The 25501-nt window shown below is 50.4% G+C and carries 27 protein-coding genes; 21 read left to right on the forward strand and 6 right to left on the reverse strand.

Features of this window, described 5'->3' with window-relative positions:
- Positions 1 to 21 precede the first annotated feature (21 nt).
- Both secG and tpiA read right to left on the reverse strand, forming a co-directional pair.
- Positions 22 to 384, reverse strand: a complete 363-nt coding sequence (gene secG / locus GS501_RS04165; RefSeq protein ID WP_160830567.1) for a preprotein translocase subunit SecG — start codon at positions 382 to 384, stop codon at positions 22 to 24.
- A 22-nt stretch (positions 385 to 406) separates the two neighbouring features.
- Positions 407 to 1198: a triose-phosphate isomerase gene (gene tpiA / locus GS501_RS04170; RefSeq protein WP_160830568.1), complete on the reverse strand. Its 792-nt coding sequence runs from the start codon at positions 1196 to 1198 to the stop codon at positions 407 to 409.
- A 160-nt stretch (positions 1199 to 1358) separates the two neighbouring features.
- Here tpiA and GS501_RS04175 point away from each other — a divergent pair, with 160 nt between their 5' ends.
- The 12 genes from GS501_RS04175 (at position 1359) to GS501_RS04230 (ending at position 14451) form a co-directional block, all read left to right on the forward strand.
- Entirely contained in the window at positions 1359 to 3299 is a 1941-nt protein-coding gene (locus GS501_RS04175) for a peptidyl-prolyl cis-trans isomerase (protein WP_237442389.1), read from the forward strand.
- A gap of 8 nt (positions 3300 to 3307) precedes the next feature.
- Complete coding sequence (trpE, locus tag GS501_RS04180; RefSeq protein ID WP_160830570.1) at positions 3308 to 4789, forward strand: anthranilate synthase component I; 1482 nt, start codon at positions 3308 to 3310, stop codon at positions 4787 to 4789.
- Positions 4786 to 5367 carry an aminodeoxychorismate/anthranilate synthase component II gene (locus GS501_RS04185; RefSeq protein WP_160830571.1) on the forward strand — a complete coding sequence of 194 codons (582 nt, stop codon included), beginning with the start codon at positions 4786 to 4788 and terminating at the stop codon, positions 5365 to 5367. The genes trpE and GS501_RS04185 overlap by 4 nt, the downstream gene beginning before the upstream one ends.
- Positions 5367 to 6473, forward strand: a complete 1107-nt coding sequence (trpD, locus tag GS501_RS04190; protein WP_237442390.1) for an anthranilate phosphoribosyltransferase — start codon at positions 5367 to 5369, stop codon at positions 6471 to 6473. Before GS501_RS04185 ends, trpD begins: the two co-directional genes overlap by 1 nt.
- 156 nt (positions 6474 to 6629) lie before the next feature.
- Entirely contained in the window at positions 6630 to 7454 is an 825-nt protein-coding gene (gene trpC, locus GS501_RS04195) for an indole-3-glycerol phosphate synthase TrpC (RefSeq protein WP_370517939.1), read from the forward strand.
- Between the two features lie 107 nt (positions 7455 to 7561).
- Entirely contained in the window at positions 7562 to 8566 is a 1005-nt protein-coding gene (pdhA, locus tag GS501_RS04200) for a pyruvate dehydrogenase (acetyl-transferring) E1 component subunit alpha (protein WP_160830573.1), read from the forward strand.
- Positions 8567 to 8568: 2 nt separating this feature from the next.
- Positions 8569 to 9936, forward strand: coding sequence for a pyruvate dehydrogenase complex E1 component subunit beta (locus GS501_RS04205; protein WP_160830574.1), 1368 nt, complete (start codon positions 8569 to 8571; stop codon positions 9934 to 9936).
- A 5-nt stretch (positions 9937 to 9941) separates the two neighbouring features.
- Positions 9942 to 11192, forward strand: coding sequence for a pyruvate dehydrogenase complex dihydrolipoamide acetyltransferase (locus GS501_RS04210; RefSeq protein WP_160830575.1), 1251 nt, complete (start codon positions 9942 to 9944; stop codon positions 11190 to 11192).
- 3 nt (positions 11193 to 11195) lie between these two features.
- The gene (lpdA, locus tag GS501_RS04215) at positions 11196 to 12602 is read left to right on the forward strand and encodes a dihydrolipoyl dehydrogenase (protein WP_160830576.1); all 1407 of its coding nucleotides are present in this window, start codon (positions 11196 to 11198) and stop codon (positions 12600 to 12602) included.
- A 5-nt stretch (positions 12603 to 12607) separates the two neighbouring features.
- Positions 12608 to 13585: a lipoyl synthase gene (gene lipA / locus GS501_RS04220; RefSeq protein WP_160830577.1), complete on the forward strand. Its 978-nt coding sequence runs from the start codon at positions 12608 to 12610 to the stop codon at positions 13583 to 13585.
- Entirely contained in the window at positions 13585 to 14049 is a 465-nt protein-coding gene (locus GS501_RS04225; protein WP_160830578.1) for a type II toxin-antitoxin system RatA family toxin, read from the forward strand. Before lipA ends, GS501_RS04225 begins: the two co-directional genes overlap by 1 nt.
- A 111-nt stretch (positions 14050 to 14160) precedes the next feature.
- Positions 14161 to 14451, forward strand: coding sequence for a hypothetical protein (locus GS501_RS04230; RefSeq protein WP_160830579.1), 291 nt, complete (start codon positions 14161 to 14163; stop codon positions 14449 to 14451).
- A gap of 59 nt (positions 14452 to 14510) precedes the next feature.
- Here GS501_RS04230 and GS501_RS04235 read toward each other — a convergent pair whose 3' ends face one another.
- Together GS501_RS04235 and GS501_RS04240 are read right to left on the reverse strand one after the other, a co-directional pair.
- Positions 14511 to 16457: a lytic transglycosylase domain-containing protein gene (locus GS501_RS04235; protein ID WP_160830580.1), complete on the reverse strand. Its 1947-nt coding sequence runs from the start codon at positions 16455 to 16457 to the stop codon at positions 14511 to 14513.
- Positions 16432 to 17028, reverse strand: a complete 597-nt coding sequence (locus GS501_RS04240; RefSeq protein WP_202405290.1) for a YjbE family putative metal transport protein — start codon at positions 17026 to 17028, stop codon at positions 16432 to 16434. The genes GS501_RS04235 and GS501_RS04240 overlap by 26 nt, the downstream gene beginning before the upstream one ends.
- 120 nt (positions 17029 to 17148) lie before the next feature.
- Between GS501_RS04240 and purB the strand changes: the two genes are divergently transcribed.
- The 9 genes from purB (at position 17149) to GS501_RS04285 (ending at position 24068) form a co-directional block, all read left to right on the forward strand.
- Positions 17149 to 18483 (forward strand): adenylosuccinate lyase, encoded by a 1335-nt coding sequence (gene purB / locus GS501_RS04245; RefSeq protein ID WP_160830582.1) that lies wholly within the window; start codon positions 17149 to 17151, stop codon positions 18481 to 18483.
- Between the two features lie 107 nt (positions 18484 to 18590).
- Positions 18591 to 19355 (forward strand): phosphoribosylaminoimidazolesuccinocarboxamide synthase, encoded by a 765-nt coding sequence (gene purC / locus GS501_RS04250; RefSeq protein WP_160830583.1) that lies wholly within the window; start codon positions 18591 to 18593, stop codon positions 19353 to 19355.
- Complete coding sequence (purS, locus tag GS501_RS04255) at positions 19352 to 19594, forward strand: phosphoribosylformylglycinamidine synthase subunit PurS (RefSeq protein WP_160830584.1); 243 nt, start codon at positions 19352 to 19354, stop codon at positions 19592 to 19594. The genes purC and purS overlap by 4 nt, the downstream gene beginning before the upstream one ends.
- Positions 19591 to 20013, forward strand: a complete 423-nt coding sequence (locus tag GS501_RS04260; protein WP_160830585.1) for a Rap1a/Tai family immunity protein — start codon at positions 19591 to 19593, stop codon at positions 20011 to 20013. The genes purS and GS501_RS04260 overlap by 4 nt, the downstream gene beginning before the upstream one ends.
- A complete protein-coding gene (gene purQ / locus GS501_RS04265; protein WP_160830586.1) occupies positions 20010 to 20711 on the forward strand; it encodes a phosphoribosylformylglycinamidine synthase subunit PurQ in 702 nt (233 codons plus the stop codon). The genes GS501_RS04260 and purQ overlap by 4 nt, the downstream gene beginning before the upstream one ends.
- Positions 20708 to 22909 (forward strand): phosphoribosylformylglycinamidine synthase subunit PurL, encoded by a 2202-nt coding sequence (gene purL, locus GS501_RS04270; RefSeq protein ID WP_160830587.1) that lies wholly within the window; start codon positions 20708 to 20710, stop codon positions 22907 to 22909. Before purQ ends, purL begins: the two co-directional genes overlap by 4 nt.
- 2 nt (positions 22910 to 22911) lie before the next feature.
- The gene (locus tag GS501_RS04275) at positions 22912 to 23142 is read left to right on the forward strand and encodes a BolA/IbaG family iron-sulfur metabolism protein (protein ID WP_160830588.1); all 231 of its coding nucleotides are present in this window, start codon (positions 22912 to 22914) and stop codon (positions 23140 to 23142) included.
- A gap of 114 nt (positions 23143 to 23256) precedes the next feature.
- Positions 23257 to 23592, forward strand: coding sequence for a Grx4 family monothiol glutaredoxin (grxD, locus tag GS501_RS04280; protein ID WP_160830589.1), 336 nt, complete (start codon positions 23257 to 23259; stop codon positions 23590 to 23592).
- A gap of 158 nt (positions 23593 to 23750) precedes the next feature.
- Positions 23751 to 24068, forward strand: a complete 318-nt coding sequence (locus GS501_RS04285; RefSeq protein ID WP_237442391.1) for a hypothetical protein — start codon at positions 23751 to 23753, stop codon at positions 24066 to 24068.
- 3 nt (positions 24069 to 24071) lie between these two features.
- Here the strand turns inward: GS501_RS04285 and GS501_RS04290 are convergent, their stop codons facing one another.
- A complete protein-coding gene (locus tag GS501_RS04290) occupies positions 24072 to 24464 on the reverse strand; it encodes a YraN family protein (protein WP_160830590.1) in 393 nt (130 codons plus the stop codon).
- Positions 24461 to 25459, reverse strand: a complete 999-nt coding sequence (hemB, locus tag GS501_RS04295; RefSeq protein WP_237442392.1) for a porphobilinogen synthase — start codon at positions 25457 to 25459, stop codon at positions 24461 to 24463. The genes GS501_RS04290 and hemB overlap by 4 nt, the downstream gene beginning before the upstream one ends.
- Between the last annotated feature and the right edge of the window lie 42 nt (positions 25460 to 25501).

The following is a 25501-nucleotide window of genomic DNA, read 5'->3' on the forward strand; positions in this document are numbered from 1 at the left end:
CAAATTCCTACAAATGATGAATTAATGTTTTTGCTCAGGTGCAGGTGCAGGTGCAGGTGCTGCTGGAGCTGTTGGCGTGTTGTTACTTGCTTGTGGTGCTGTCTGTGAGGACGCCGCTACTGGTGGGTGTGCCAGAATATCGCGTGCACCAGAGGAAGCCCCACGGTTGAGGATAGCCAGAATAAGGCAAAGAACCATGAATAACCCGGCCAAAATCCCCGTGCTGCGGGTGAGTAATGTGGCCGTGCCGCGTCCGGTCATGAAGGCCCCTACACCTTGGCCGCTGCCAATTCCCAGCCCCCCTCCTTCGCTACGCTGAATCAGGATAACGCCGATCAGGGCCAAGGCAACGATAACCGTGACGATGAGCAGAAAAGTGGTCATGGGTGTTAAAAGATCCAAATAGTTATGAAGGCGATGACGATAGGCTCTCTGTAGCAGCACGAATAATGTCTAGAAAGCTTTTTGCTTCCAGACTGGCGCTCCCCACAAGAACACCATCCAGGCCTTTTATGGAGAAAAGAGATGAGGTTTGGGCCGCCGTAACGGAGCCACCATAGAGGACTGGAACACGAAAGTCATCTACCATAAGGCGCATGGGGAGTAAGGCATGGATAACGTTCAGCTTACGCTGCAATTCTTCGCGGGAAGGTGTAATACCGCTACCAATGGCCCATACGGGTTCATAGGCGACGATTCCTCTGAAGCCACGAGTGAGAGACCCTTCTATTTGGCGCGCTAGAACGCTTGCCGCACGTCCTTCATTTCGTTCAGCCAAATGTTCACCAATACAGACAATAGGGATAAGGCCAGCGGCTGTTGCGGCTTTGACTTTTTGACGAATGGCTGCGTCCGTCTCTCCATGGTTTTGCCGACGCTCTGAATGCCCAAGAATGACGTAGGTGACCCCGAGATCAACGAGCATTTTCGCAGAAATATCGCCCGTGAAAGGACCAGAAGGCGCAGGGTAACAGTCTTGTGCCCCTAAAGCCGGACATGAGGGGGATTCATGATGCGCAAGGTTTTTATGGATTTCCGAGAGCTGAGTATAAGGCGGGCAGATAACGGTCTTGATAAAGGGTGGGGGAGGAGCTTGCTCTAAATTTTCCGTCACTTCACGAGCAAGTTTTAAGCCGTGGTCGTGGCGGGCTTGCATCTTCCAATTCCCAATGACGTACTTATTGGATGCAATGCTCATTCTGCTCTCTCCGTCGACATACCGCATTACGTGATAGAAAATGATTCTGAAGATGTGCGGTGCTAGTCAATTTGTCTCGGCATCAGTATGCTGCTTTCCACTCTAACCGGGTTTACCCGTTAATGCCATCCTCTCCTCTGGATAAGTGACATTCGTTTCTATGATTACTGCTCTGCGTCATTTCGTTGTTGACACCTGGATTGGCCGGGTTATCGCTCTTGTATTATTTCTAGCGTTTGTCGGTTTAGGGGGTAGCTTTGTCGGGCTGTCAGGTGGCTTTGGTGGGCTAACGCCTCAAGATGTGACGCAGGTTGGGCCTTATAAAGTCACAGTGGATGATGTCGAGCGAGAAATTCAAAAGCGCTTAAATTATCTGCAGCAGAGTGGGGTCTCTCCAGAAGCGCTGCGTGGACCAGGGGTTGCAGAAGACTTAACGCAAGAGAGTTTGCGGGACGTCGTTGTTGCTAAAGCGGCTCAGGCTGTCGGGGAAAAGAGTGGGATTAACCCAAGTGATGCTCTTGTTCGGCAGACTGTTTTTTCGATGCCTGAATTTGCTGATGCCCAAGGGCAATTCAGTGCACAAAAAATGGACCAATTGCTTACCCAGAGCGGGATGTCCCATCAGGATCTTGTTAACCAGGTTCAGCAAACCTTGATGATGCGGACGATGATGTTCGGGTTTGGGCAGGCCCCACAGGTTCCGTCTGCTGAAATTGAGCAGATCGTGCAATTCTATACACGTGCTCGAAAGGTCGATATTGCGCGTTTTCCTTTCTCAGAGGGGCAGGTTAGTGGGAATCCTACAGAACAACAGTTGCATCGTTTTTACGACAACCATCCGTGGATGTTTCGAACAGCCGAGTTTCGGCATGTGAAAATTGTTACACTTTTGCCAGACTCTGTTGCGGCGTCCATTGAGGTTCCTGACGATGTCTTGCAGAAACTCTATAAGGAGCGTGGACGGGACTATAATTTACCGGAGTTACGTACAGTTCAAGTGCTTGGCTTTGCGGATATGAAGTCAGCTGAAGATGCTGCACAAGCATGGCGTTCTGGCGCACGATGGGAAGATGTGCAAAAGCAGTTCCCCAGCGCTATCCCGGCTTCTCTGTCGGACGCTCGCCAAGGGGATTTTCCAGACCCAGCCTTAGGGAAGGCCGTTTTTTCTGCTAGTGCTCAGAGTATCGTAGGGCCTGTGAAAACAGCCGCTGGGTGGAGTGTGATCCATGTTGTTACCGTGACACCGGCGCATGTCGTAACATTTGAGCAAGCACGTGATGGGATGCGATCCGAAATTCGACATGCTGAGACAGCAACGCGTTTAGGGCAGGTCATGAAGCCTTTTGAAGAGGCAGTCGCAGGATCAACCGAGCTTGATAAAATTCCTACAAATTTGGGAGCGGTACCTGGGGCTGGGACACTTGATGAAAGAGGGATGACCCCCGAGGGTGAGGCGGCACCTTTGCCAGGGGATGAGGCAACGCGCAAAGCGATTCTTCATCAGATTTTTCTACAGAAAAAAGGTGAGCTTCCTCATGTCGTGTCGCTTCCTAACGGAGGAGCTTTCGCTGTTCTGGTCGATCAAGTGAAACCAGGTCATGTAAAAGCCTTTAATGATGCTCGTGCCGATGTTGTGACGGCTTGGCAAGACGAGCAGAAAAAACATGCCCAAGATACTCGCGTAACCTCTCTTTATCAGGACGCTAAGAAGAATGGGCTGCGTGCGATATTCAAGGCTCAGCAAGAGAAAACAGTCCTGCAAAAGGATGAGATATTCTCACGTTTGCATCCACGCAATGATGTGCCAGAGCTGATCACACGTGCTGCGTTTGATCAGAAAATAGGTCAGACGGTGATGCTTGAGGTGGGAGATGCCTATTGGCTCGTCCAGGTTACGGGTGAGCAAGAGGCTGAGCCCTCTGAAGAAAATATGCTGCGTCAGAAAGTGGGGCAGCAACTCCAGCAGGAATATGCAGGTGATTTGCCAGAGGCTCTGGGAATGGCGTACCTTCACCAAGTTCCGGTGCATCGCCAAAATTATGATATAATTCATCAAATTACGACGCAATTACAGCAGCGTATGTCAGGTAATGTAAGGTAGAAATAAAAGTGAGTGATATTCTTCATACTATTGAGGCAGCGGATCTTTTAACGCCTCTTTCTGTATTTTTACGTCTTAAAGAATTAGCAGATGACCCATATCGTCTGTTTTTCGAAAGTGTCGAAGGTGGGGAGACACGGGGGCGTTACTCAATTATCGCCCTCATGCCGGATACGGTTTGGATTTGTAAGGATGGGAAGGCCACACGAGATGGTGTGGTGCAACCAGAAGGGCCGCTGCCTTCGCTTAATAAATTAATTGAAGAAAGTCAGATTGATCTGCCTGAAGAGTTACCTTCAATGATTGGAGGTGTCTTCGGTGTGTTAGGGTATGACATGGTCAGGCAAATGGAAGTTTTGCCGCATGCTCCGAAGAATGATCTCGACTTGCCTGAAGGGGTGATGATTCGTCCCCGTTTATTTGCCGTATTTGATACGGTTAAAGATGAGCTTATTCTGGCCGCTCCTGTACGGCATGAAGACGGGTATCACGAGGCAAAACGTTTATTACAACAAGCTCGGGAGGCTTTGCGTAAGCCGTTGGTTGATGAGATCAACCGCCTACCAGAAGGCACGGTGTTGCAAGAACCTACCGCGAATATGTCGCATGAACGTTTTCTTGAGAATGTCGTGCGCATTAAGGAGTATATTTCGGCGGGGGATGCGTTTCAGGTTGTTCCAAGTCAGCGTTTTCAAACACCGTTTCCGCTTTCTGCTTTAGCGTTGTATCGTAGCTTGCGGCGGGTGAACCCGGCTCCTTTCCTGTTCTTGATGGAATTGGATGGGTTTACTCTGGTTGGCTCTTCTCCAGAAATTCTTGTGCGATTGAATCGCGGGGAAATGACGGTACGTCCCTTGGCAGGGACCCGTCCACGGGGGAGAGATCGAGAGCATGATTTGGCATTAGAAAAAGAATTGCTCGCTGATGGGAAGGAATTGGCGGAGCATCTGATGCTTATTGATTTGGGACGAAATGACGTGGGGCGTGTTTCGCAGCCTGGGTCCGTTGCTGTTCCGGATCGTTTTGTGATTGAGCGCTATAGCCATGTTATGCATATCTCATCGACAGTGACCGGGCAGGTTCGCCCTGAGTTAAGCATGCTTGATGTATTGTCGGCTGGTTTCCCAGCGGGAACCCTCTCAGGGGCGCCGAAAATTCGTAGTATGGAAATCATTGATGAATTGGAGCCAACTCGACGAGGACCTTATGCTGGATGTGTAGGGTATTTCGGCGCGAATGGTGACATGGACACATGTATTGGTTTGCGTATGGCTGTGTTAAAGGACGGTCAAATGTACGTGCAAGCCGGCTGCGGTGTTGTGGCTGATTCGGACCCAGAAACGGAATATGAGGAGACGCGGGCGAAGGCGCGTGCTCTTTTTAAAGCGGCTGAAATGGCTGTGCGTCATGCCGCGACCTCTAGAAAAGGCACGCTCTCATCCTTATCTGACTCAGCGGTGAGTCACGAGAAAGAAGGGAATACGCTGTGATTTTGCTAATCGATAATTACGATAGTTTTACCTTCAATCTCGTCCATCATTTTGGGGCGCTTGGGGTTGAATGTGTTGTTAAACGTAATGATGCTCTCAGTGTGGAGGAGGCGCTTGCCTTAAAGCCTTCTGCCATTGTGCTCTCTCCTGGGCCATGCTCGCCTAATGAAGCGGGCATTTGCTGTGACCTCGTGCGGGAAGCCGCGGGGAAAATACCGGTGTTAGGGGTCTGTTTGGGGCACCAGGCCATAGGGCAAGTTTTTGGGGCAAAAGTGGTTCGTGCACCTGTACCAATGCATGGCAAAATTAGTGAAATTTTGCATGATGGGACGGGAGTATTTGAAGGGCTTCCGGAGCCTGTCGGTATGGTGCGGTATCATAGCTTGACGGTTGCTCCAGAGACGATCCCTGATGATCTTATCGTGAATGCACGGACAGAAGATGGTGTCATTATGGGATTGCGTCATAGGGCGTACCCCATACATGGCGTTCAGTTTCATCCAGAAAGTATTGCGTCTGAGTCTGGGCGTCAGCTTTTGGAGAATTTTCTGAAATCCGTCGCCGTGGAAGCTGCTTAATGGCGGCGTCAATGGCTGGAGGGTTTCCGGTTTTTCTTCGCATGGTTGCTGAAGGAAAGGTGCTTTCATCGAAGGATGCTGAAAGTGCCTTTGAGGCGATTATGGGGGGAGATGTCTCTGAGGTGCAGTTGGCGGCTTTTCTAACAGCTTTGCATGTGCGTGGGGAGACGCCAGAAGAGTTGTTAGGTGCTGTTCGGGCTGTACGTCGTCACATGCTGAAGCTTTCTCATGTGCCGCCTCATGCCATTGATGTTTGCGGGACAGGGGGGGACGGCCTGAAAACACTCAATGTGTCGACAGCGACGGCGTTTGTTTTGGCTGGGCTTGGAGTTGATGTGGCCAAGCATGGGGGGCGTGCTCTGTCATCTCGTACGGGCGCGACGGATGTTCTAGAAGCTTTGGGCATTCCTGCCGATGGCAATATAGAGAAGCAAGAAGAGCGATTACTTACGCAGCATCTTGCTTTTTTAGCCGCACCTTTGCATCACCCAGCTATGAAGGTCGCTGGTTCGGTTAGGAAAGCGCTTGGTTTCAGGACATTATTTAATTTGCTCGGGCCGTTATGTAATCCGGCTGGGGTGAGACGTCAGCTTGTTGGTGTGTTTTCTAGCCAGTGGTGTGCCCCTGTTGCGCGTGTTTTGGGCGAGCTTGGTGGTGTGTCATGTTGGGCGGTGCAGGGGGAAACGGATGAAGGCCCGATTGATGAGTTAACGCTTGCTGGCCCAACAAAAATTACAGCTTGGGAAAAAGGCAAGCTTTTGCAGCTGGACATAACGCCTGAAATGGCTGGGTTACCTTCTATGCCAGTGAGTGAGCTGCGTGGAGGTGATGCTGTGGAAAATGCACAATGCATGAAAGCCCTTTTCGAAGGAGAAAAAGGGTGTTACCGCGACACGGTTTTGTTAAATGCAGCCGTGGCTCTCCATGTGGCTGGTCGCGGTTCTATTCTGACAGAGGGACGCGTTTCATCGCAGGCGTTGAAGGAAAATCTTGCTATGGCAATGCATTCATTAGAGAGTGGTCTTGCTTTAGGGGCTTTGACACAGGCGCAAAGAGGTGTAAGCCCTCTGTCAAGCGGTGACGCCGCTTTACCTATTCTAAGTTAGAGTTTCGGGACGATCATGATATTTTTGCCACAACGGCCGATGGTTGCCTTTGCTCCCCCAGAGAGTGACGGGCCGTCCCCGGCTTCGGATATGGCTTCCGAACAGACACCTGAAGTCGGAAAAGCTGATGTGTCGAAATCAGGTGGCGCGATTTCGATGACGGAAGCGGAAAATGAGAGTGAAAAAGGTGCAGACGTGCTTGAGCGTATCTGTGCCCGTACGCGTCTTGATGTTGAGCAGCGTATGCAGGTGATGCCCTTAAAGGATATTGCTGCGAAAGCGCGTGAGGTGACGATCCCGACACGGGGATTTGGCCAGGCTCTGCAGCATATTACGGCTGACCGCAGGGTTGGGCTGATTGCTGAAGTAAAGAAAGCGTCACCTTCAGCGGGGATTATCCGTCCTGATTATGATCCAGCAGGGATTGCGAAATCCTATCAAACAGCTGGAGCTAGCTGTATTTCTGTGCTGACAGAAGGATCGTGCTTTCATGGGAGCACGGATGACCTGGAAGCGGTACGTGCTGCGTGTAGTCTGCCGATTTTGCGGAAGGATTTTATCCTCCATCCTTGGCAGGTACATGAAAGCCGCATAGTCGGGGCTGACTGTATTCTGCTCATTATGGCGGCTTTGGAAGAAAATCAGGCAGCAGAGCTGATTGCTTTGGCCCGTGGGTATGGCATGGATGTTCTGCTTGAGGTTCATAATGAGGAAGAGCTTAATCGCGCTTTGGCTTATGAGAGCTTCCTTATTGGCATCAATAATCGTGATTTGAAGACACTCAAAACCGATTTGCAGACGACTGTTGACCTTGCACCGTCTGTTCCTCCGGATCGGCTTGTGATTTCGGAGAGTGGAATTCGTGTCCCAGCTGACCTTGAAAAAGTAGGTGAGGCAGGGTGCAGCGCGGTTTTGGTTGGTGAATCTCTTCTAAAAGAGCCAGATCCGGGTTTAGCGGCGCGTCGTTTGCTCGGCTTCTAATTCATATGACAGAGAGGGAACCAGTGGGACGGGAAGGGGATGTTTTTCCCTTTTCTTGTAGTGAATCTGGTTTCTATTAAAGTTTTAATAATCCCCAGGAGACTGCCATGGGTATCACGGTGGATGCGTCGTCCCCACAGAATGGTCCGGTATTATCAAAAGAGCAGATGGAACGTGCCTATCGGGACATGGTCCTTGTTCGTCGTTTTGAAGAAAAGTCCGGACAGCTTTACGGTATGGGAAAGATTGGTGGTTTTTGCCATCTTTATATCGGCCAAGAGGCGGTTGTTGCTGGGATAGGCCTAGCGATGAAGAAAGGGGACCGCTCCATTACGTCTTACCGTGATCATGGTCAGATGCTCGTAGCTGGGATGACGTCACGTGGCGTCATGGCTGAGCTGACAGGACGATCGGGTGGCTACTCCCGTGGTAAAGGTGGCTCCATGCATATGTTCTCGCGTGAGCAAGAGTTTTACGGGGGACATGGCATTGTTGGGGCACAGGTCGCGTTAGGTACGGGCCTGGGTTTTGCGAGTGCTTATCGCGATGAGGGGCGTGCCTCTATCGTGTATCTAGGTGATGGTGCGATTAACCAAGGTCAGGTTTATGAGAGCTTTAATCTAGCGGCTCTTTTTAAACTCCCATGTCTCTATGTGGTTGAAAATAACCGCTATGGGATGGGGACCGCTATTGACCGTGTGTCCGCCTCCAAAGATCTGTCGAAAAACGGGGCTCCGTGGGGAATTCCATCGCGTAAAGTTGACGGGATGGATGTCGTAGCGGTGTATCATGCAGCTCAAGAAGCGCTTGAGCATTGTCGCTCTGGGAAAGGGCCTTTCCTCCTTGAAATGGAAACGTATCGTTATCGTGGGCACTCTATGTCAGACCCCGCGAAATATCGTCAGCGTTCCGAAGTAGAGGAAATGCGTCAAACGCGTGACCCTATTGAAACGCTCAAAGCTGAGATGAAGCGGCAGGGCGTGGAGGAGAGTTTCTTCAAGGCTGTGGATGCTGACGTCAAAGATATTGTGAAAGACGCTGCAGAATTCGCACAAACAAGTCCTGAGCCTGATGAGTCAGAGTTGTGGACTGACGTTTTGGTGGAGGTGTAACCATGGCTTCTCCAATTCTTATGCCGGCTCTTTCTCCGACGATGACCGAAGGCACAGTGGCGCGGTGGCTCAAGAAAGAGGGGGATCGCGTCACTTCTGGTGAAGTGGTGGCTGAAATCGAGACTGATAAAGCCACGATGGAACTTGAGGCTGTTGATGAGGGTGTTTTAGGGCGTATCCTTGTGCAGGATGGCGCTGAGCATATTGCGGTGAATACACCTCTTGCTATCTTGCTTGAGGAGGGGGATGACGCCTCGGTTCTGGAGACCTTTGATCTCAAAGGTGATGAAAAACCGTCATCGGAAGCTGTACAACCCTCTTCAGAAAAAAACGTTCCAGCCGCGCCAGCAGCGGCGTCCCAAAGTTTGGTTGAGCCAGAGTGGGGTGAGACGGTCGAGATCACCGTGCGTGAAGCGCTTCGTGAGGCGATGCGTGCTGAGATGCAGCGTGATGAAGAAGTCTTTCTCCTCGGTGAAGAAGTAGCCGAGTATCAAGGGGCTTATAAGGTCAGCCAAGGGCTTCTTGATGAGTTTGGTAAAAAGCGTGTTATTGATACGCCGATTGCCGAGCATGGTTTTACAGGGATGGCCGTGGGGGCTGCTCTTGCAGGGTTGAAGCCAATTGTTGAATTCATGACAATGAATTTTTCCATGCAGGCGATCGATCATATTATCAATTCTGCCGCAAAAACGCGTTATATGTCGGGTGGTCAAATGTCTTGCCCGATTGTGTTTCGTGGGCCCAATGGGGCTGCAGCTCGTGTCGGGGCTCAGCACTCTCAGTGTTATGCGAGCTGGTATGCTCACGTGCCAGGGTTAAAGGTTGTCGCACCATGGTCTTCTGCTGATGCAAAAGGGCTTTTGCGGGCGGCTATTCGTGATCCTAATCCAGTTGTCGTTCTGGAGAATGAAATTTTATACGGGCAAAAATTTCCTTGCCCCGTAGCGGATGATTTCGTTCTTCCTATTGGGAAAGCTCGTATTGAGAGAGAGGGGCGTGACGTGACGCTTGTTGCTTTCTCTATTATGGTCGGTGTGGCCCTTGAGGCTGCTGAACAATTGGCAAAGCAGGGGATCGATGCAGAAGTGATTAATCTGCGTTCTCTCCGTCCACTTGATACAGAAACGATTATCAAAAGTGTTAAGAAAACCAGCCGAATCGTTTCTGTAGAAGAAGGGTGGCCGGTTGCTGGGATCGGTGCTGAAATTTGCACGGTCGCTGTTGAGCAAGCCTTCGATTGGCTCGATGCGCCGCCAGCGCGTGTCTGTGGGCTTGATATTCCGCTACCCTATGCCGCTAATCTTGAAAAATTAGCTCTTCCGAAGCCCGAATGGGTGGTGGATGCTGTGCGCAAGCAGTTTGGAGATTAAGATCCATGGCCACTGATATTTTAATGCCAGCTTTATCACCAACCATGAAAACCGGCACGTTGGCTCGGTGGTTGAAAAAAGAAGGCGATAAGGTTCTTTCAGGCGACTTATTGGCAGAGATTGAAACCGATAAGGCCACAATGGAATTTGAGGCAGTTGATGAGGGAATTCTGGGGCGTATTTTGGTCCCAGAGGGAACAGCAGATATTCCGGTCAATACGCCTATCGCAATCTTGGTGGAAGAAGGTGAAGCGGTGCCGGAGGCTCCAGCCAGCGTGCCTTCAGGAGAGAAAGAGGGCGGTGGGGCGTCTGCTGACAAAGCTTCAGTAGCGGCTGCGCCAACATCTTCTTCTAAAGAAAGTAAGGGTAGCGGAACGAAAGAGGAAAGAATATTTATCTCTCCTCTCGCGCGCCGTTTGGCGAAAGAGCATGGTCTCGATATTGCATCGCTGAAAGGAACGGGCCCGAACGGCCGTATTTTGAAGCGTGATATTGAGGCGGGATTAAAAGCGGCATCGGGTCAGAAGGAAGAATCGACTTCCGGAGAGAGTGTCGCTGAGCAAGCAGGCTCTATTGAACGTGTTCCACACTCGACGATGCGGAAAGTTATTGCGCGCCGTTTAACAGAGTCAAAAACACAGGTGCCGCATTTCTATGTCTCGGTTGATATTGAGCTTGATGCGCTTTTGGCTTTGCGGAGTAAATTAAATGCTTCGTTGGTCGATGAGGGGGTTAAGATCTCTGTCAACGATATGATGATCCGGGCTGTCGCGTTGGCGCTGAAGAAGAGGCCGGGCTTAAATGTCCAGTTCACTGAAACGGAGATGTTGCATTTTAGTGATGTTGACATCGCTATGGCTGTTTCAATTCCGGATGGGTTAATTACGCCGATCATTCGTAAGGCAGATCAAAAAACGTTACGGCAGATTAGTGCGGAAGCGCGTGATTTGGCGATACGGGCCCGTAAAGGGAAGTTGAAGCCTGAAGAATTCCAAGGTGGGACGTTCTCAATTTCTAATATGGGAATGTTTGGCGTGAAAGATTTTGCCGCGATTATTAATCCACCTCAGGCGGCTATTTTGGCCATTGCGGCTGGTGAGAAACGCCCTGTTATTCGTGATGGCGAAGTGCGTGCAGCAACGATGATGACGGCGACGTTGTCTGTGGATCATCGTGCTATTGATGGCGCATTGGGCGCACAATGGCTCAACATGCTGCGTGATCTTGTCCAGAACCCTTATTCTCTGGTGATCTGACCGATGTCTAATCTATTTGACCTTATTGTAATTGGTGGTGGCCCAGGGGGCTATGTGGCAGCGCTACGGGCGAGCCAGCTTGGTATGAATGTAGCGCTCGTTGAGGATGCGCAGTTAGGAGGGGTGTGCCTTAATTGGGGGTGCATTCCCACCAAAGCTTTACTGCGTTCCGCTGAAGTTTATCAGTCTCTATACAAGCTGAAAGAATACGGATTATCGGCTGAGAATCCGTCTTTTGATCTCCCAAGTGTTGTGAAACGTTCACGCGATATCGCGGCTCGTATGGGGCGCGGTGTGGCGCATCTTTTAAAGAAAGCAAAGGTGAAGACCGTCGAAGGGCGTGCTCAACTGGCTGGGCGTTCTGGTGATGTGCATACCGTGTCCGTGTTGAAAGGTGGGCAGGAGACGACGCGCCTTCAGGCTCCCCATGTTATTCTGGCAACAGGTGCACGGGCCCGTCAGCTTCCAGGTCTGGAGACGGACGGTAAGCTTGTATGGGGTGCGCGTGAAGCGATGACGCCTGACATGTTGCCAAAGCGGCTTTTGGTTATTGGCTCCGGGGCGATTGGGGTCGAGTTTGCTTCTTTCTATCGCGATATGGGATGTGAGGTCACAATCGCTGAAGTTGCGGACCGTATTTTGGTGGCAGAAGATGCTGAGATCAGCATGCAAGCACGTAAGGCCTTTGAAAAACGCGGGATTGTGATCCATACCAGCGCGAAAGTGGGCTCTCTACAAAAAGGGGATGATCACGTTTCAACAATCCTTGAGACACCTAAAGGGACTGTTGAGCTGACGGTTGATCGTGTCATTTGTGCGGTTGGTATCACCGGGAATGTAGAAAATCTTGGCCTTGAGCAAACCCGCGCTCAGGTTGAGCGTGGTCATATCATTGTCGATGAGTTTTGCCGCACGGATGAGCCTGGTTTATATGCGATTGGCGATGTGGCTGGGGCTCCATGGCTCGCTCATAAAGCAAGCCATGAAGGCGTGCTGTGTGTCGAGAAAATTAGTGGGCGTTCTCCAGAGCCTCTGCATCCACGGAATATTCCAGGATGCACGTATTCTCATCCACAAATTGCATCAGTGGGTTTGACAGAAGAAAAAGCAAAAGAAGCGGGTTACCGTATCAAAGTCGGGAAGTTCCCTTTCTTGGCGAATGGGAAAGCTGTTGCTCTTGGTGAGACCGAGGGTATGACGAAAACCATTTTCGATGCGGAGACAGGAGAGCTTCTTGGGGCCCATATGATCGGGGCTGAAGTTACCGAAATGATCCAGGGTTATGTGATTGTCCGAACCGGGGAGTTGACCGAGGCGGAACTGAGTGAAACAGTCTTCCCGCATCCGACGATTTCTGAGACGATGCATGAATCTGTCTTGGCTGCTTTTGAGGGTGCTTTGCACATCTGATTTTTATGTCCCAGCATATCGTGATCAATCATCAACAATCTCGGATGGCAGGGCTGCGTCATCCTGAAAAGGCGCACCGGCCTGATAACCCGATCCAAAGGAAGCCATCATGGATACGGGTGAAGGCCCCTGGGGCGCATCCTGGTTATCACGAGACACGGGAGTTGATGCGTAAAAATAAGTTAACGACCGTTTGTGAAGAGGCTGCGTGTCCTAACATTGGTGAATGTTGGTCGCAGCGTCATGCAACCATGATGATTATGGGGGAGATCTGCACGCGTGCTTGCGCTTTTTGCAATGTCGCGACGGGTCTTCCTTTGCCACTTGATCGCGATGAGCCTAGTCGTGTCGCAGATGCTGTTGCGACTTTGGGACTGAAACATGTGGTGCTGACATCGGTTGATCGAGATGATCTTCCCGATGGAGGGGCGCAGCATTTCGCAGAGGTTATCCTTGCGATTCGTGCTTCATCCCCAGAGACGACGATTGAAGTATTAACGCCCGATTTTTTACGGAAAGACGGGGCGCTTGAAGTTGTGGTTCAGGCCCGCCCTGATGTGTTCAATCATAATATTGAGACGGTGCCTCGCCTTTACCCTGGGATTCGTCCAGGGGCACGTTACTATCAATCTATTCGTCTATTAGATGAGGCGAAACGTCTTGATCCATCACTCTTTACCAAATCGGGTCTCATGTTGGGGCTGGGAGAGGAAAAGGCTGAAGTAGGGCAAGTGATGGATGATTTTCGCATTGCCGATGTCGATTTCTTGACGTTGGGGCAGTATTTACAGCCAAGCGTTAAGCATGCGCCGGTGAAGCGTTTCGTAACACCGGACGAGTTTTCGGATTATGCTGCATGGGCGCGTGTTAAGGGGTTTTTGCAGGTAAGTTCTTCTCCCTTAACACGTTCTTCTTACCATGCGGATCGTGATTTTGCAGAGTTACGGGCCAAACGTGTCCGCCGTCTGAAAGGACAAGGTTAATGCCATCTCACACTGAGAAGCGCATCATCCCTTACACACCGGAGCAGCTTTTTGATCTTGTGGCCGATGTCGGTCGTTATCCAGAGTTCTTGCCGTGGTGCAAACGCGCTGTTGTTCGCTCTCGTAATGACAATGAGCTGTTAGCGGATTTGACTGTAGGGTTTGGTCCGTTTTCAGAGACATATACGAGTCGTATTATATTGGAGCGAGCGCGCCGTATTGTTGTCACGCACGAGCGCGGGCCGTTTAAGTATTTGACGAATCGATGGATTTTCACGCCTGATGAACGTGGGTGCGTGGTCGATTTTTATGTTGATTTTGAATTTCGGTCACGTTTGTTGAGCAATGCGATTGGCGTTGTCTTCAACGAAGGGGTGCGCCGTATGGTGAAAGCCTTCACGGCGAGGGCAAACCGAGTGTATGGTCCCGCAGTGTTGCAAAAGAAACAAAACACAAATTCTTAATGAAGCCTAAATGAAACATGTCGAGGATGTAATACTTTAGGTTATTGTTTTGTATATATCTTCGTCGTAGGATACGAGCTGTATCGTCTTAAAGATGAAGGAGGGTTTTTTATGAAGAAATTATCTCTTGTTGCTGTTGCTTTGGCTGGCCTGACAGTCGCTTCTGCTCCTGCTTTCGCTGCACATCATGGTCATCACCATGGACACCATCATGGTAAGAAGTGCGCTATGAAGAAGGGTGACAAGAAGGCAGCTCCTGCTTCAGGTGAGGAGAAGGGCGCTTCTGATGACTTGAACGCATCTTCTTTGCAGAAAGCTCAGACGCCAGTGGCTCCAAGTGCACCGGCTGCTCCTGCTGCACCAGCAGCTCCTGGCAATATGCCAGCACCACAGAGCAACTAATTACTGTTTAAATACAGTGGTGGAAGCGGCCCCGTTATTCGGGGCCGTTTTTTTTTGCTTCACTGTTTGGCTGCCATCGAGGCATAGAGAGACATGTCTGTTTCGATTTGTTCAATGTAATGACGTGTCTCGTGGTAAGGGATAAGAATAATCCAGTGTAATATCTGGTCGTCATCAGACATTGTGATGGGTGATGCTGGAAGAAATTCTGAGAAATTATTGCGCCATCTCTGTGCCTTTGCAGGCCCAGCATTATAACCCGCTAATGCGTAGGGAATGACTTGGTTAAAGCGAGATAAAAGATCTTGTAAGTAAAATGAACCAATATGAATATTAATATTGGGGTCTGTTAATGCTTGTGGTGTCAGCGACCGTGCGGATAGGCCATGGCGTTGTGCTGTTATTTTAGCCGTGGGATATAGGAGCTGCGCCATGCCGATAGCGTGTCGTGGGCTTATGGCATAACGGTCAGTACTACTCTCCTGTCGAATAAGAGCTTGTAGCAAGCCGGAGGGGAGAGATGGGAGCGCGGAATCCTGTATCTGTACAGGGACGGGGTACCCTTCTGGATAAAGAACAAGCCCGTGCTTAGCGAGGGTACGAGCGGCCATCACAGCGGCTTTGGGAAGGTTAAGGCGTGTTGCAAGATTTGCGACACTTTGTTGCGCTGCGATATTGCCAGTATGTGCTTGTAGGAAAGAGAGAAATAGAGTGGCGTCTTTATCGTCTCCTTGGCTTTGTAGAATTTGAGCCGCTTCCACAAGATCTTGCCGAAAAATCGGCGTTCCAGGCGGTAATGAGGGTAGGGCGTTGAGGCGATGTTGTAAGGCTATTAAAAAATTGGTTGGTCGTTGACTCTGACTGAGCAGGGAGGTGTGTGTAAGGTGAGCAAGGGCAAGTTGGCCGTAAAATGTTGTCGGATATTGGCTTGCTTTTTGGTAGAGGTTCGTGGCTTGCGAGACATTATGCTCGGCCTCGGCACACCGTGCGCTCCAGTAGAAACTGGCTGCATGGGGTGATAAAGAAAGATTGTGCGTTAGAGGAGCAAAACTCTCCTCTGCTTTGTTGGCATTCCCCAGATAAGTTAACCAGACATAGCCATTAAGAATTTGCTCATCTTGTCGTAGGGGGGATGATTCGGGGAGGGTTCGCCCGCTTGTGAGGACAATAATACGTTGAGCGGTTTGGGTATTGTTGGGTTGACGTAAGAGCAGGCGTGCAAGGGAGAGACGTTCTGTCGTCCAGAGTTGTGGACGAGGTGAGTTGGCTGTTTGCTCCGCAGCCAAGCCGTGTTGCTGCCAAAGTTGATAGGCCTCGTCTAGAGAGTTGTGTTCTCTAAGCCATTTAAGACGATAGAGTAATATAGTTGGGTCTTGGAGCGATACTTGTTGAGCGTCAGGTGTATCGGCATCAGGCGCATTAAAATAATAATCCCAGCGTATTTGGGCACGTGACTGTTCGTCTGGAGTCAGACGATGGATTTGCCGTAATGCGGCGCTTTTATTGCGTTGCTGTTCAAGAAGAATGTAACGATTCCATTGATCGTCTTTTGTAAGGGAGGATTGGAAGTTCTGCAGAAAGAGGGCTTCATCCCCTGGCGTTGTGAGGTTCTCGACCCAGAAGTGGCGTATTTTCTTTCTAGAGATTGATGTGGTGGAGGTGCATGTCAGGAGAGCGGAAAGCTGTGTGAGAGGGTATTTAGGGCAAAGAGCGCGCAGTGTATCGGAGTTTGTTTCTTGGGCGAGGGCGTTTTGATATCGCCATTCGATTCTATGTTGAAGCGGCCATGAGGGAGATTGCTTTAGGAAGTCGGCATAACGTTGAGCTGGGAAAGAAAGTGCGTTTGGGGCTGTCAGTGCTTTCCACTCTGTAAGCCGTTCCGCGACGGGAGAAGGATTATCGTCAGGGGTCGCGGCTAGTCCGAGAGGGGTAGAGAAGAGTAAAAACCCAAAAAATGACGGATAAAGTGCTGCACTGAGATTAATGCGCAAAAAAGAGCCAAGCATTGTAACCGCCTTGAATAATGAGCCTAAGACTTACTGCAAAAATGAGAATGAGACCACTCCAGGCAAGCCATCGGAAGCGTTTTAGTAGACGCACGGCAATCAGAGATGCGGTGACGGTTAAAATAACGGAGGCGATAAGCCCCAGCAGAATAATGATAGGGTGGGAGGTGGCGGCACCACCGACGGCGATGACATTATCAAAACTCATGGCGATATCGGCGATGATGATTTTGATAATGGCTTCCCCCACATAAGTAGAGCGTTCTGGGGATTCAGCGGGATGACGGTTGAGGGAGTTGGGTAAGCTTTTCCAGCAGACCCAAAGAAGTAAGATGCCGCCAAAAAAAGTTAGCCCGACGATATCTAAAATATGACTTGCGATTAAGGTCATCCCGATACGCAATAAGGCAGAAAATCCCGTACCGTAGATGATTGCTGAGCGCCGTTGTTTCTCTGTGAGTCCCTGGGCTGACATAGAAATAACGACGGCGTTATTGGCGGCTAACGTAACGTCAATGAGGATAACAGCAATGAGGATCAGGGTATCCTGTAGAAACATGAAGAGGCTCATAGGCATGTTCCCTTCTAAAAACCTGCCCTCTTGCTGGACGAGAATGACACGGCAGCTCTGGGCAAAAGAGTGTTATTTGTCTAATCAGGCAATCATCGTATTTTCTGCCGGAGTTACGTCATGGTTCCCCGTTACTCTCGTCCTCGAATGACGGCTATATGGTCTCCCGTCAATCGTTACCGTATTTGGTTCGAGATTGAAGCCCTTGCTTGTGAGGCTCTTGCGCGCCGAGGTGATATCCCTCAAGAAGCGGCGCGTGTCATCCGTACCAAAGGTGATGCTGCAATGGCAGCGTTTTCAGATGCTGATTTAGCTCGTATTGATGAGATCGAAGCTGAAACGCGTCACGATGTTATTGCCTTTTTGACGTGGCTGGCAGAGAAGATTGGTCCTGAAAGCCGTTTTGTTCATTTAGGTATGACGTCTTCCGACGTTCTTGATAGTTGCTTAGCAGTACAATTAACGCAAGCGGCTGATTTGCTATTGGAAGATATGGATGCAGTTCTTGCTGCCTTGAAAAAACGTGCTTACGAGCACCGTGAAACAGTTACCATTGGCCGAAGCCATGGTATTCATGCTGAACCAACAAGTTTTGGTTTGAAATTGGCGGGTCATTACGCTGAATTTGCGCGTAATCGTCGCCGGTTGGAAACAGCACGTGAAGAGATTGCCGTTTGTGCGATTTCTGGTGCCGTTGGAACATATGCACATATTGACCCAGAAATTGAACTTTATGTTGCAGAACATCTGGGTGTTAAGGCTGAAACAATCTCATCTCAGGTGATCCCGCGGGATCGTCATGCTGCGTTCTTCTGCACATTGGGTGTGATTGCGAGCAGTATTGAACGTTTGGCGGTTGAAGTTCGTCATCTACAGCGTTCTGAAGTGCGTGAGGCTGAGGAGTTCTTCCATGCTGGGCAGAAGGGCAGCTCAGCAATGCCGCATAAGCGTAATCCCGTTCTATCTGAAAATTTGACAGGGTTGGCACGCTTGGTGCGTTCTTATGTCATTCCAGCATTAGAGAATGTTGCGCTATGGCATGAGAGAGATATCAGCCACTCATCCGTTGAGCGGAATATTTGCCCTGATGGCACCATCGTTCTGGATTTTGCTCTTGGGCGTCTAGCCTCCATGATGGAGAAGCTGGTTATCTATCCAGACCAGATGCTTGCCAATGTCGAAAGTCTTGGTGGCGTGGTACATTCAGGCGAAGTCTTGTTGACGCTGGCACGTGCGGGCATTTCGCGTGAAGATTCGTATAAGATCGTACAGCGTGCCGCGATGGCAACATGGACGAAGCTTGGCCAAAAAGAGGGGCGTACCTTCCGTGAAAATCTGGAAAATGATCCAGATGTTTCAGGGCGAATTGACAAGGCTGTTATTGATGATGCGCTGGATCCTGCTCGGCATCTGCGCGCTGTGGACACGATCTTCAAACGTGTTTTTGAAGAATAAGAGCATCCAATTTACTGATTGTTTCGATTCTCGCATGGTTGGCGTGACCCGTGTAAAAGATACATGGGCACGTCAGTGTTTGGCCGTGCATGAGTAAGGATAGAGTTATGGCCCGCCGTCGTCAGATTTATGAGGGGAAAGCGAAGATTATCTTCGAAGGTCCCGAGCCAGGAACGGTTGTACAATATTTTAAGGATGATGCTACCGCCGGTAATGGTGCGAAAAGTGGTATTATCACCGGAAAAGGCGTGCTCAATAACCGCATTAGTGAATATCTAATGCTTCGTTTACAGGATATGGGGATCCCGACCCATTTTATCCGTCGCCTTAATATGCGTGAGCAGTTGGTGAAAGAAGTTGAGATCGTGCCATTGGAAGTGGTGGTGCGTAATGTTGTCGCTGGCTCTCTTTCCAAACGTTTTGGTCTGCCAGAAGGGGAGCGTTTACCACGCGCCTTGGTAGAATATTATTACAAAAATGACGCGTTGAATGATCCGCTTGTCTCGGAAAATCATATAACAACGTTCCAATGGGCACATCCTCAAGAGCTTGAGGATATGGAAACATTGGCCCTTCGTGTGAATGATTTCTTGAGTGGGTTGTTGGCAGGGGTTGGCATTACGCTTGTTGATTTTAAATTAGAGTTTGGTCGCTTGTGGGAAGGCGATGAAATGCGCCTTGTCTTAGCAGATGAGATATCGCCGGATAATTGCCGTTTATGGGATATCCGCACGAATGAGAAAATGGATAAAGACCGTTTCCGTCGTGATTTAGGGCGCGTTGAAGAGGCTTATCAGGAAGTGGCACGTCGCCTTGGTATTCTGCCAGAGAGCGGAAAAGGTGATAACATGACAGCGGAGAATGAGCAGTGAAAGTTCGGGTTTTCGTTTCTCTCAAAGAGGGTGTGCTTGACCCACAAGGGAAAGCAGTGGGGCATGCTTTGGCGGCGTTAGGTTTTAAAGGGGTGGGCGAAGTGCGCATTGGTCGTGTGGTCGACTTGGATGTGGCTGCTAAGACAGCTGATGAAGCCCGTAAAGAAGGGGAAGCTATGGCGAAAGCTCTCCTCGCAAATGAAGTCATTGAAGACTTTCATGTGGAGGTCGTTGCATGAAAAAGATGACACGTGTTGGTATGTTGGCTGTGGTCGGTCTTGGGGTTCTCTCCTTAGGACAAGCGGCACAAGCGCAGCGTGATTCCTCTATAACAGGGAAAGCTTTAGGGGCGATGTGCACCCAGAAAAACGGCGTAAAAATGTGCGACGCTTACCTGTCTGGCGTGATCGATGGTGAAGCGTATTCCCATGAATACGGGGAATTGTTGCACGATAATACGCCGGTCGCTTTTTGTGTGCCAGATGGGCAGAAGATGCTACAAATACGTAATGTTGTTGTAGCATGGCTGGCAGCCCATACAGACGCTTTGTCTCAGCCTGCGGGTAAGGGCGTGTATCGCGCTTTACATGAAAACTATCCATGTGGCTCAACATTGAAGACAGCGAGCCCAGCTGCGCCGTCAGGGGGAAGCAAATGAAGGTAGGGATCGTTGTTTTCCCGGGGACCAACCGGGAACGCGACATGGTCCAGGCACTGACCTTGGCAACCGGTCGGGCGCCCAAACTCGTGTGGCATCAGGAAGAGAGTGTCACAGGCTTGGATCTTGTTGTTCTCCCAGGCGGGTTTAGCTTTGGGGATTATTTGCGTAGTGGCGCCATGGCCGCACATTCACCCATCATGACAGCGGTTCGTCGTTTTGCTGAGCAAGGTGGGTATGTCCTGGGCGTGTGCAATGGGTTCCAAATTCTGACAGAAGCTCAGCTGCTACCAGGGGCTTTGTTGCGGAATGCTGGGATGCGCTTTCTTTCCCAAGACTGTCATTTAAAGGTTGAGGGAAAGGAGAACATTTTCACCCATGGGTGGGCAAAAGGGGATGTCTTTCGGGCGCCTCTGGCACATGGTGATGGGAACTATACCGCAGCTCCAGAGATGTTAGATCGCCTCGAAGGTGAGGGACGTGTGGCGTTCCGTTATTGTCGAGATGATGGGTATATTCAGCATGATGATGCCCAGATCAACCTGAACGGTAGTGCACGCTCTATTGCCGGTGTGCTGAGTGAAAACCGCCGTGTCTGTGGCATGATGCCGCATCCTGAAAATCTCACTGACCCGGCCCTCGGAGGGACGGATGGAATGCCGCTCTTTAAAGGGATTGTGGAGAGTCTCAGCACATGAGTTTGAAAGTTGATGGAGATCTGGCACGCTCTTTTGGGCTGACAGATGATGAATATGGCAAGGTGCTGGCCATTATGGGGCGGACACCGAGCTTAACGGAATTGGGTATTTTTTCGGTGATGTGGTCGGAGCATTGCTCCTACAAATCATCGCGGATGCATTTGAGAACACTGCCAACGAAAGCGCCATGGGTTATTCATGGGCCAGGCGAAAATGCGGGTGTGATCGATATTGGTGATGGTCTTGCCGCTGTCTTCAAGATGGAGAGCCATAATCACCCATCCTTTATCGAGCCCTATCAAGGGGCCGCGACGGGTGTCGGTGGAATTTTGCGTGATGTGTTTACAATGGGCGCACGGCCTGTTGCGAACTTGAACGCATTGCGCTTTGGCTCCCCCAAAAATGCGGATACGCGCCGTGTTGTTGATGGCGTTGTGCGTGGTATCGGTGGGTATGGGAACTGCATTGGCGTACCAACCGTTGGCGGGGAAGTAAATTTCCATCCATCGTTTAATGGAAATCCCCTCGTCAATGCCATGACCGTTGGGATTGCACAGAAGGACCGTATCTTCCTCTCCGCTGCCGCTGGCGTGGGAAATCCCGTTGTGTATGTCGGCTCTAAGACAGGGCGCGATGGTATCCATGGTGCGACCATGTCCTCTGCTGAGTTTGATGAAGAATCAAGCTCCAAGCGGCCGACGGTCCAGGTTGGAGACCCCTTTACGGAGAAGCTTCTGGTAGAGGCTTGTCTTGAGTTGATGGCGACTGATGCGGTCATTTCGATCCAAGATATGGGGGCTGCCGGTCTGACGTCGTCTGCTGTTGAGATGGCGAGCAAGGGAGAGGTTGGGATTGATCTTGATCTTGACCATGTGCCGCAGCGTGAAGCGAATATGTTGGCTTATGAGATGATGCTCTCAGAAAGCCAGGAACGTATGCTGATGGTGCTGCGCCCTGATCGCACAGAGGTGGCGCGCAAGATCTTCGAGAAATGGGAACTGGATTTCGCTATTGTTGGTCATCTGACTGATAGTGGGCGGATTACGGTGCGCCATAATGGGAGAGTAGAAGCTGATATTCCGCTGGGACCATTGGCAGATGAAGCTCCTGTTTATGATCGACCAACAGTGTATGAAGAACCTCCTGCGCTTTTAACGGCACCTTCTGATCCAGCAGGAATTGAAGGGGCTTTACGCACTCTGATTGCCTCACCAGATCTCGCCTCACGTGCATGGATTTGGAACCAGTATGACAGTAGCGTTGGTGGCCAGACGTTAAAACATCCTGGTGCTGCTGATGCTGCTATTATTCGTGTTGAGGGAACAAAACGTGGGCTTGCGATGACCACGGATTGTACGCCGCGTTATGGCCAAGCTGACCCTTATGTGGGTGGATTGCAGGCGGTTGTTGAGGCCTGGCGCAATCTGACAGCGACAGGCGCCAAGCCCTTGGCGATGACCGATAACCTTAATTTCGGCAGCCCAGAAAATCCGCGTATTATGGGGCAATTCGTCCGGGTGATTAAAGGGCTCGGGGACGCTGGTCGCGCATTAGACTTCCCAATTGTGAGCGGGAATGTTTCTCTTTATAACGAGACACGTTCTGACACGGGGTTAACGACGGCTATTCAACCTTCTCCTGTTATTGGTGGGGTGGGTGTTCTCGACGATATTGCAACAGCTGTTGGGATGGCGATGCCTGAACAAGGTGAGCTTTTGCTGATTGGTGAAACCTGGGGCGAGCTTGGCCAGTCTCTGTGGTTGCGCGAGGTTTGTGGGCGTGAAGAAGGCGCTCCACCACGCGTGGATCTTGCCGCAGAAAAGCGCAATGGCGACTTTATTCGTGAACATATCCAGAAGGGTGTTGTTGCGGCATGTCATGATGTTTCTGACGGTGGACTTCTTGTTGCAGTGGCTGAAATGGCCATGGTCAGTGGTGTTGGATGCCGTTTGGAAGCGAATCCAAGCGGAGTATCTCCGCATGCTTATTGGTTTGGAGAGGATCAAGCCCGTTATGTCGTTGCGACAACACAGGCGGATCATCTCCTAAAAGCCGCAGAAGATGCAGGGGTGCCGGTGCGTCGCCTTGGCCAGATTGGTGGTGAGCAGATTCACATCCCAGTCGGAATGCAGCTTGACGTGAAGGAGCTTCGTGAGCTTAACAGCGCGTTCTTTCCAGATTTGATGGGAGAAGGCTGATTATGCCCATGTCAGCGACTGAGATTGAGCGTACCATCCGTGAAGCTTTTCCTGATGCGCAGATTACAGTGCAGGATTTAGCAGGGGATGGCGATCACTATGCGTGCGAAGTAGTGAGTGAATCCTTCCGTGGTGTACCGCGTGTTCGGCAGCACCAAATGGTTTATAATGCTTTTGGAGGGCGTGTTGGTACAGAGCTCCATGCGCTCGCTGTGAAGACACGAACCCCTTGAAAATGAGAAAGCGGCACGGCCTGGGACTTGACTTTGGTTGTGTCGCTTCCATGTTCAGAAAACAGCCCTCATACGTGCTCGATCAGCTTAGAGCACAGTAAGGAATTTAGTTGAATGAGTGATTCGGTTTTTCAGACCATTCAGAACATGATTGATACCCATCCTGTCATGCTCTTCATGAAGGGAGATAAGCTTTTCCCTCAATGTGGGTTTTCCGCACGTGTTGTGCAGATTCTCACACATTTAGATACTCCTTTTGAAACAGCAAACGTCCTAGAAAGCCCTGAGCTACGTCAGGGAATCAAAGATTTTTCTCAGTGGCCGACCGTTCCTCAGCTTTATGTCAAAGGTGAGTTCATTGGCGGATGTGATATCGTCACTGATATGTATCAGAGCGGTGAATTAGAGACTCTTTTGGTTGAAAAGGGTATTGTAAAAGCCTCTGACTAATATTTCAGAGCGTTGGGAAGGGGTATACCTATAAGGATGCCCCTTTTTTTATTGGTTACGGTTTTTATCTCTGTCCTTCTGCGGAAAATCCTGTTTTTATGTCCTATCATTAAAGATAACGGGCCGAGCTTAGTTGCTATACCGCTGGAGAATATTACATGGTGCGTCGCTTAAAGGGTAAACTTGTTCTTGGAATGATTGGGGCGAGTTGTCTGATGGGGTCTTCTGCTCATGCAGATCGTGTTTTAACGGACTATGAAGCGCGTAAGTTGACATTCAGCGCCCTTATTGCGCCACCTGTTCGGCATCATCATGTTGCGCGTTCTTACCTGGCTCGTTTGCATTCACACGCGTCGCATCCGGTTCGTCTTGCAAGCAACAGGGTAGCGCATCACGGGATGGTTGTCAGGAACGTAACGTATCGTGGCCATGTCGTATCGCCACATAGCCGGAATACCCATCACCGTCACGGTTGAGTTTTAGAGGAGGCGTAACGCGTCTTCTACTTTGTGGCATAAGCCACTGGCATCGACGAGTACAACATCAAAGCGTGTATTCGGTTGATGCCATTCTGGGTGCATTTCTAATACTAAATGAAAAGCAGATAGAAGCCGCTGGCTTTGACGAGATGAAAGCGCATAGAGGCTTTCATTAAGGCTGCGGCGTTGTTTCACTTCTACCGCGACGATCCAGCCTGGAGATGTGACAATGAGGTCAATTTCTCCAAGGGGCGTGCGCAGGCGGTGCGCGAGCACGGTATATCCTTCCTTCTCAAGAAAAGCGATGGCGCGGTGCTCTGCGTCTAAGCCCTCATGATAAGCCCGTGTCCCCCGCCTTTGACGAGACGGGGATGGTGGTGTGGGGGCTTTCAAGAGTGTTCTTTAATGAGACGGGCCGCTTCCACAGCAAAATAGGTGAGGACTCCGTTACATCCAGCCCGTTTAAAGGCCATAAGGCTTTCCAGGATGGTCTTATCACGATCAAGCAGACCATGTTGCATGGCCATGGCGAGCATCGCATATTCTCCAGAAACCTGGTACGCGAAGGTCGGCATAGAAAATTCGCGGCGTACACGAGAGATAATATCGAGATAGGGCATCCCTGGTTTTACCATGACCATATCGGCCCCCTCCATGATGTCGAGAGCGACTTCACGTAAGGCCTCATCAGAATTGCTGGCATCCATCTGATAGGTCTTTTTATCACCACTCAATAATGCATTAGATCCTAATGCATCGCGGAACGGCCCATAAAAAGCAGAAGCATATTTCGCCGCATAAGACATGATACGCGTTGTTTGGAAACCATGCTGATCAAGTGCTTCTCTAATCGCGCGGACACGTCCATCCATCATGTCGGAAGGAGCGATGATATCAATGCCTGCCTTTGCTTGATTGACCGCTTGCTGCGTTAAAATGGCGACGGTCTCATCATTGAGAATATGACCATTTTGGACCAAGCCGTCGTGCCCATGGTCGGTATAAGGGTCAAGCGCAACATCGCCGATGAGCCCTAACTCAGGAAAAGCTTCTTTGAGAAGCCGTGCTGCCTGACAAATGAGATTATTAGGGTTGAGCGCTTCTTTCCCGTCAGACTGTCGTAAGGAAAGCGGTGTAACAGGGAAAAGAGCAATGGCCGGGATGCCCAGCTCTACAGCGGGTCGGACATGCTCAACCACATTATCGAGACTGACGCGCATGACCCCAGGCATAGCCTTAACGGGCTGCTTCTGGTTATGCCCATCGCAGACGAAGATAGGCCAGATAAGGTCGTCAACATGCAGCCTATTTTCAGCGACAAGCCGACGCGTGAAGCTGTCGTGGCGATTACGACGGAGGCGGGTATGAGGGTAAGATGCATTTATCATACCCGCCATCATGACTCTTATTATTTTCGTTGGCTAGAAAAT

The organism is Saccharibacter sp. 17.LH.SD (assembly GCF_009834805.1).
GTDB lineage: Bacteria > Pseudomonadota > Alphaproteobacteria > Acetobacterales > Acetobacteraceae > Saccharibacter.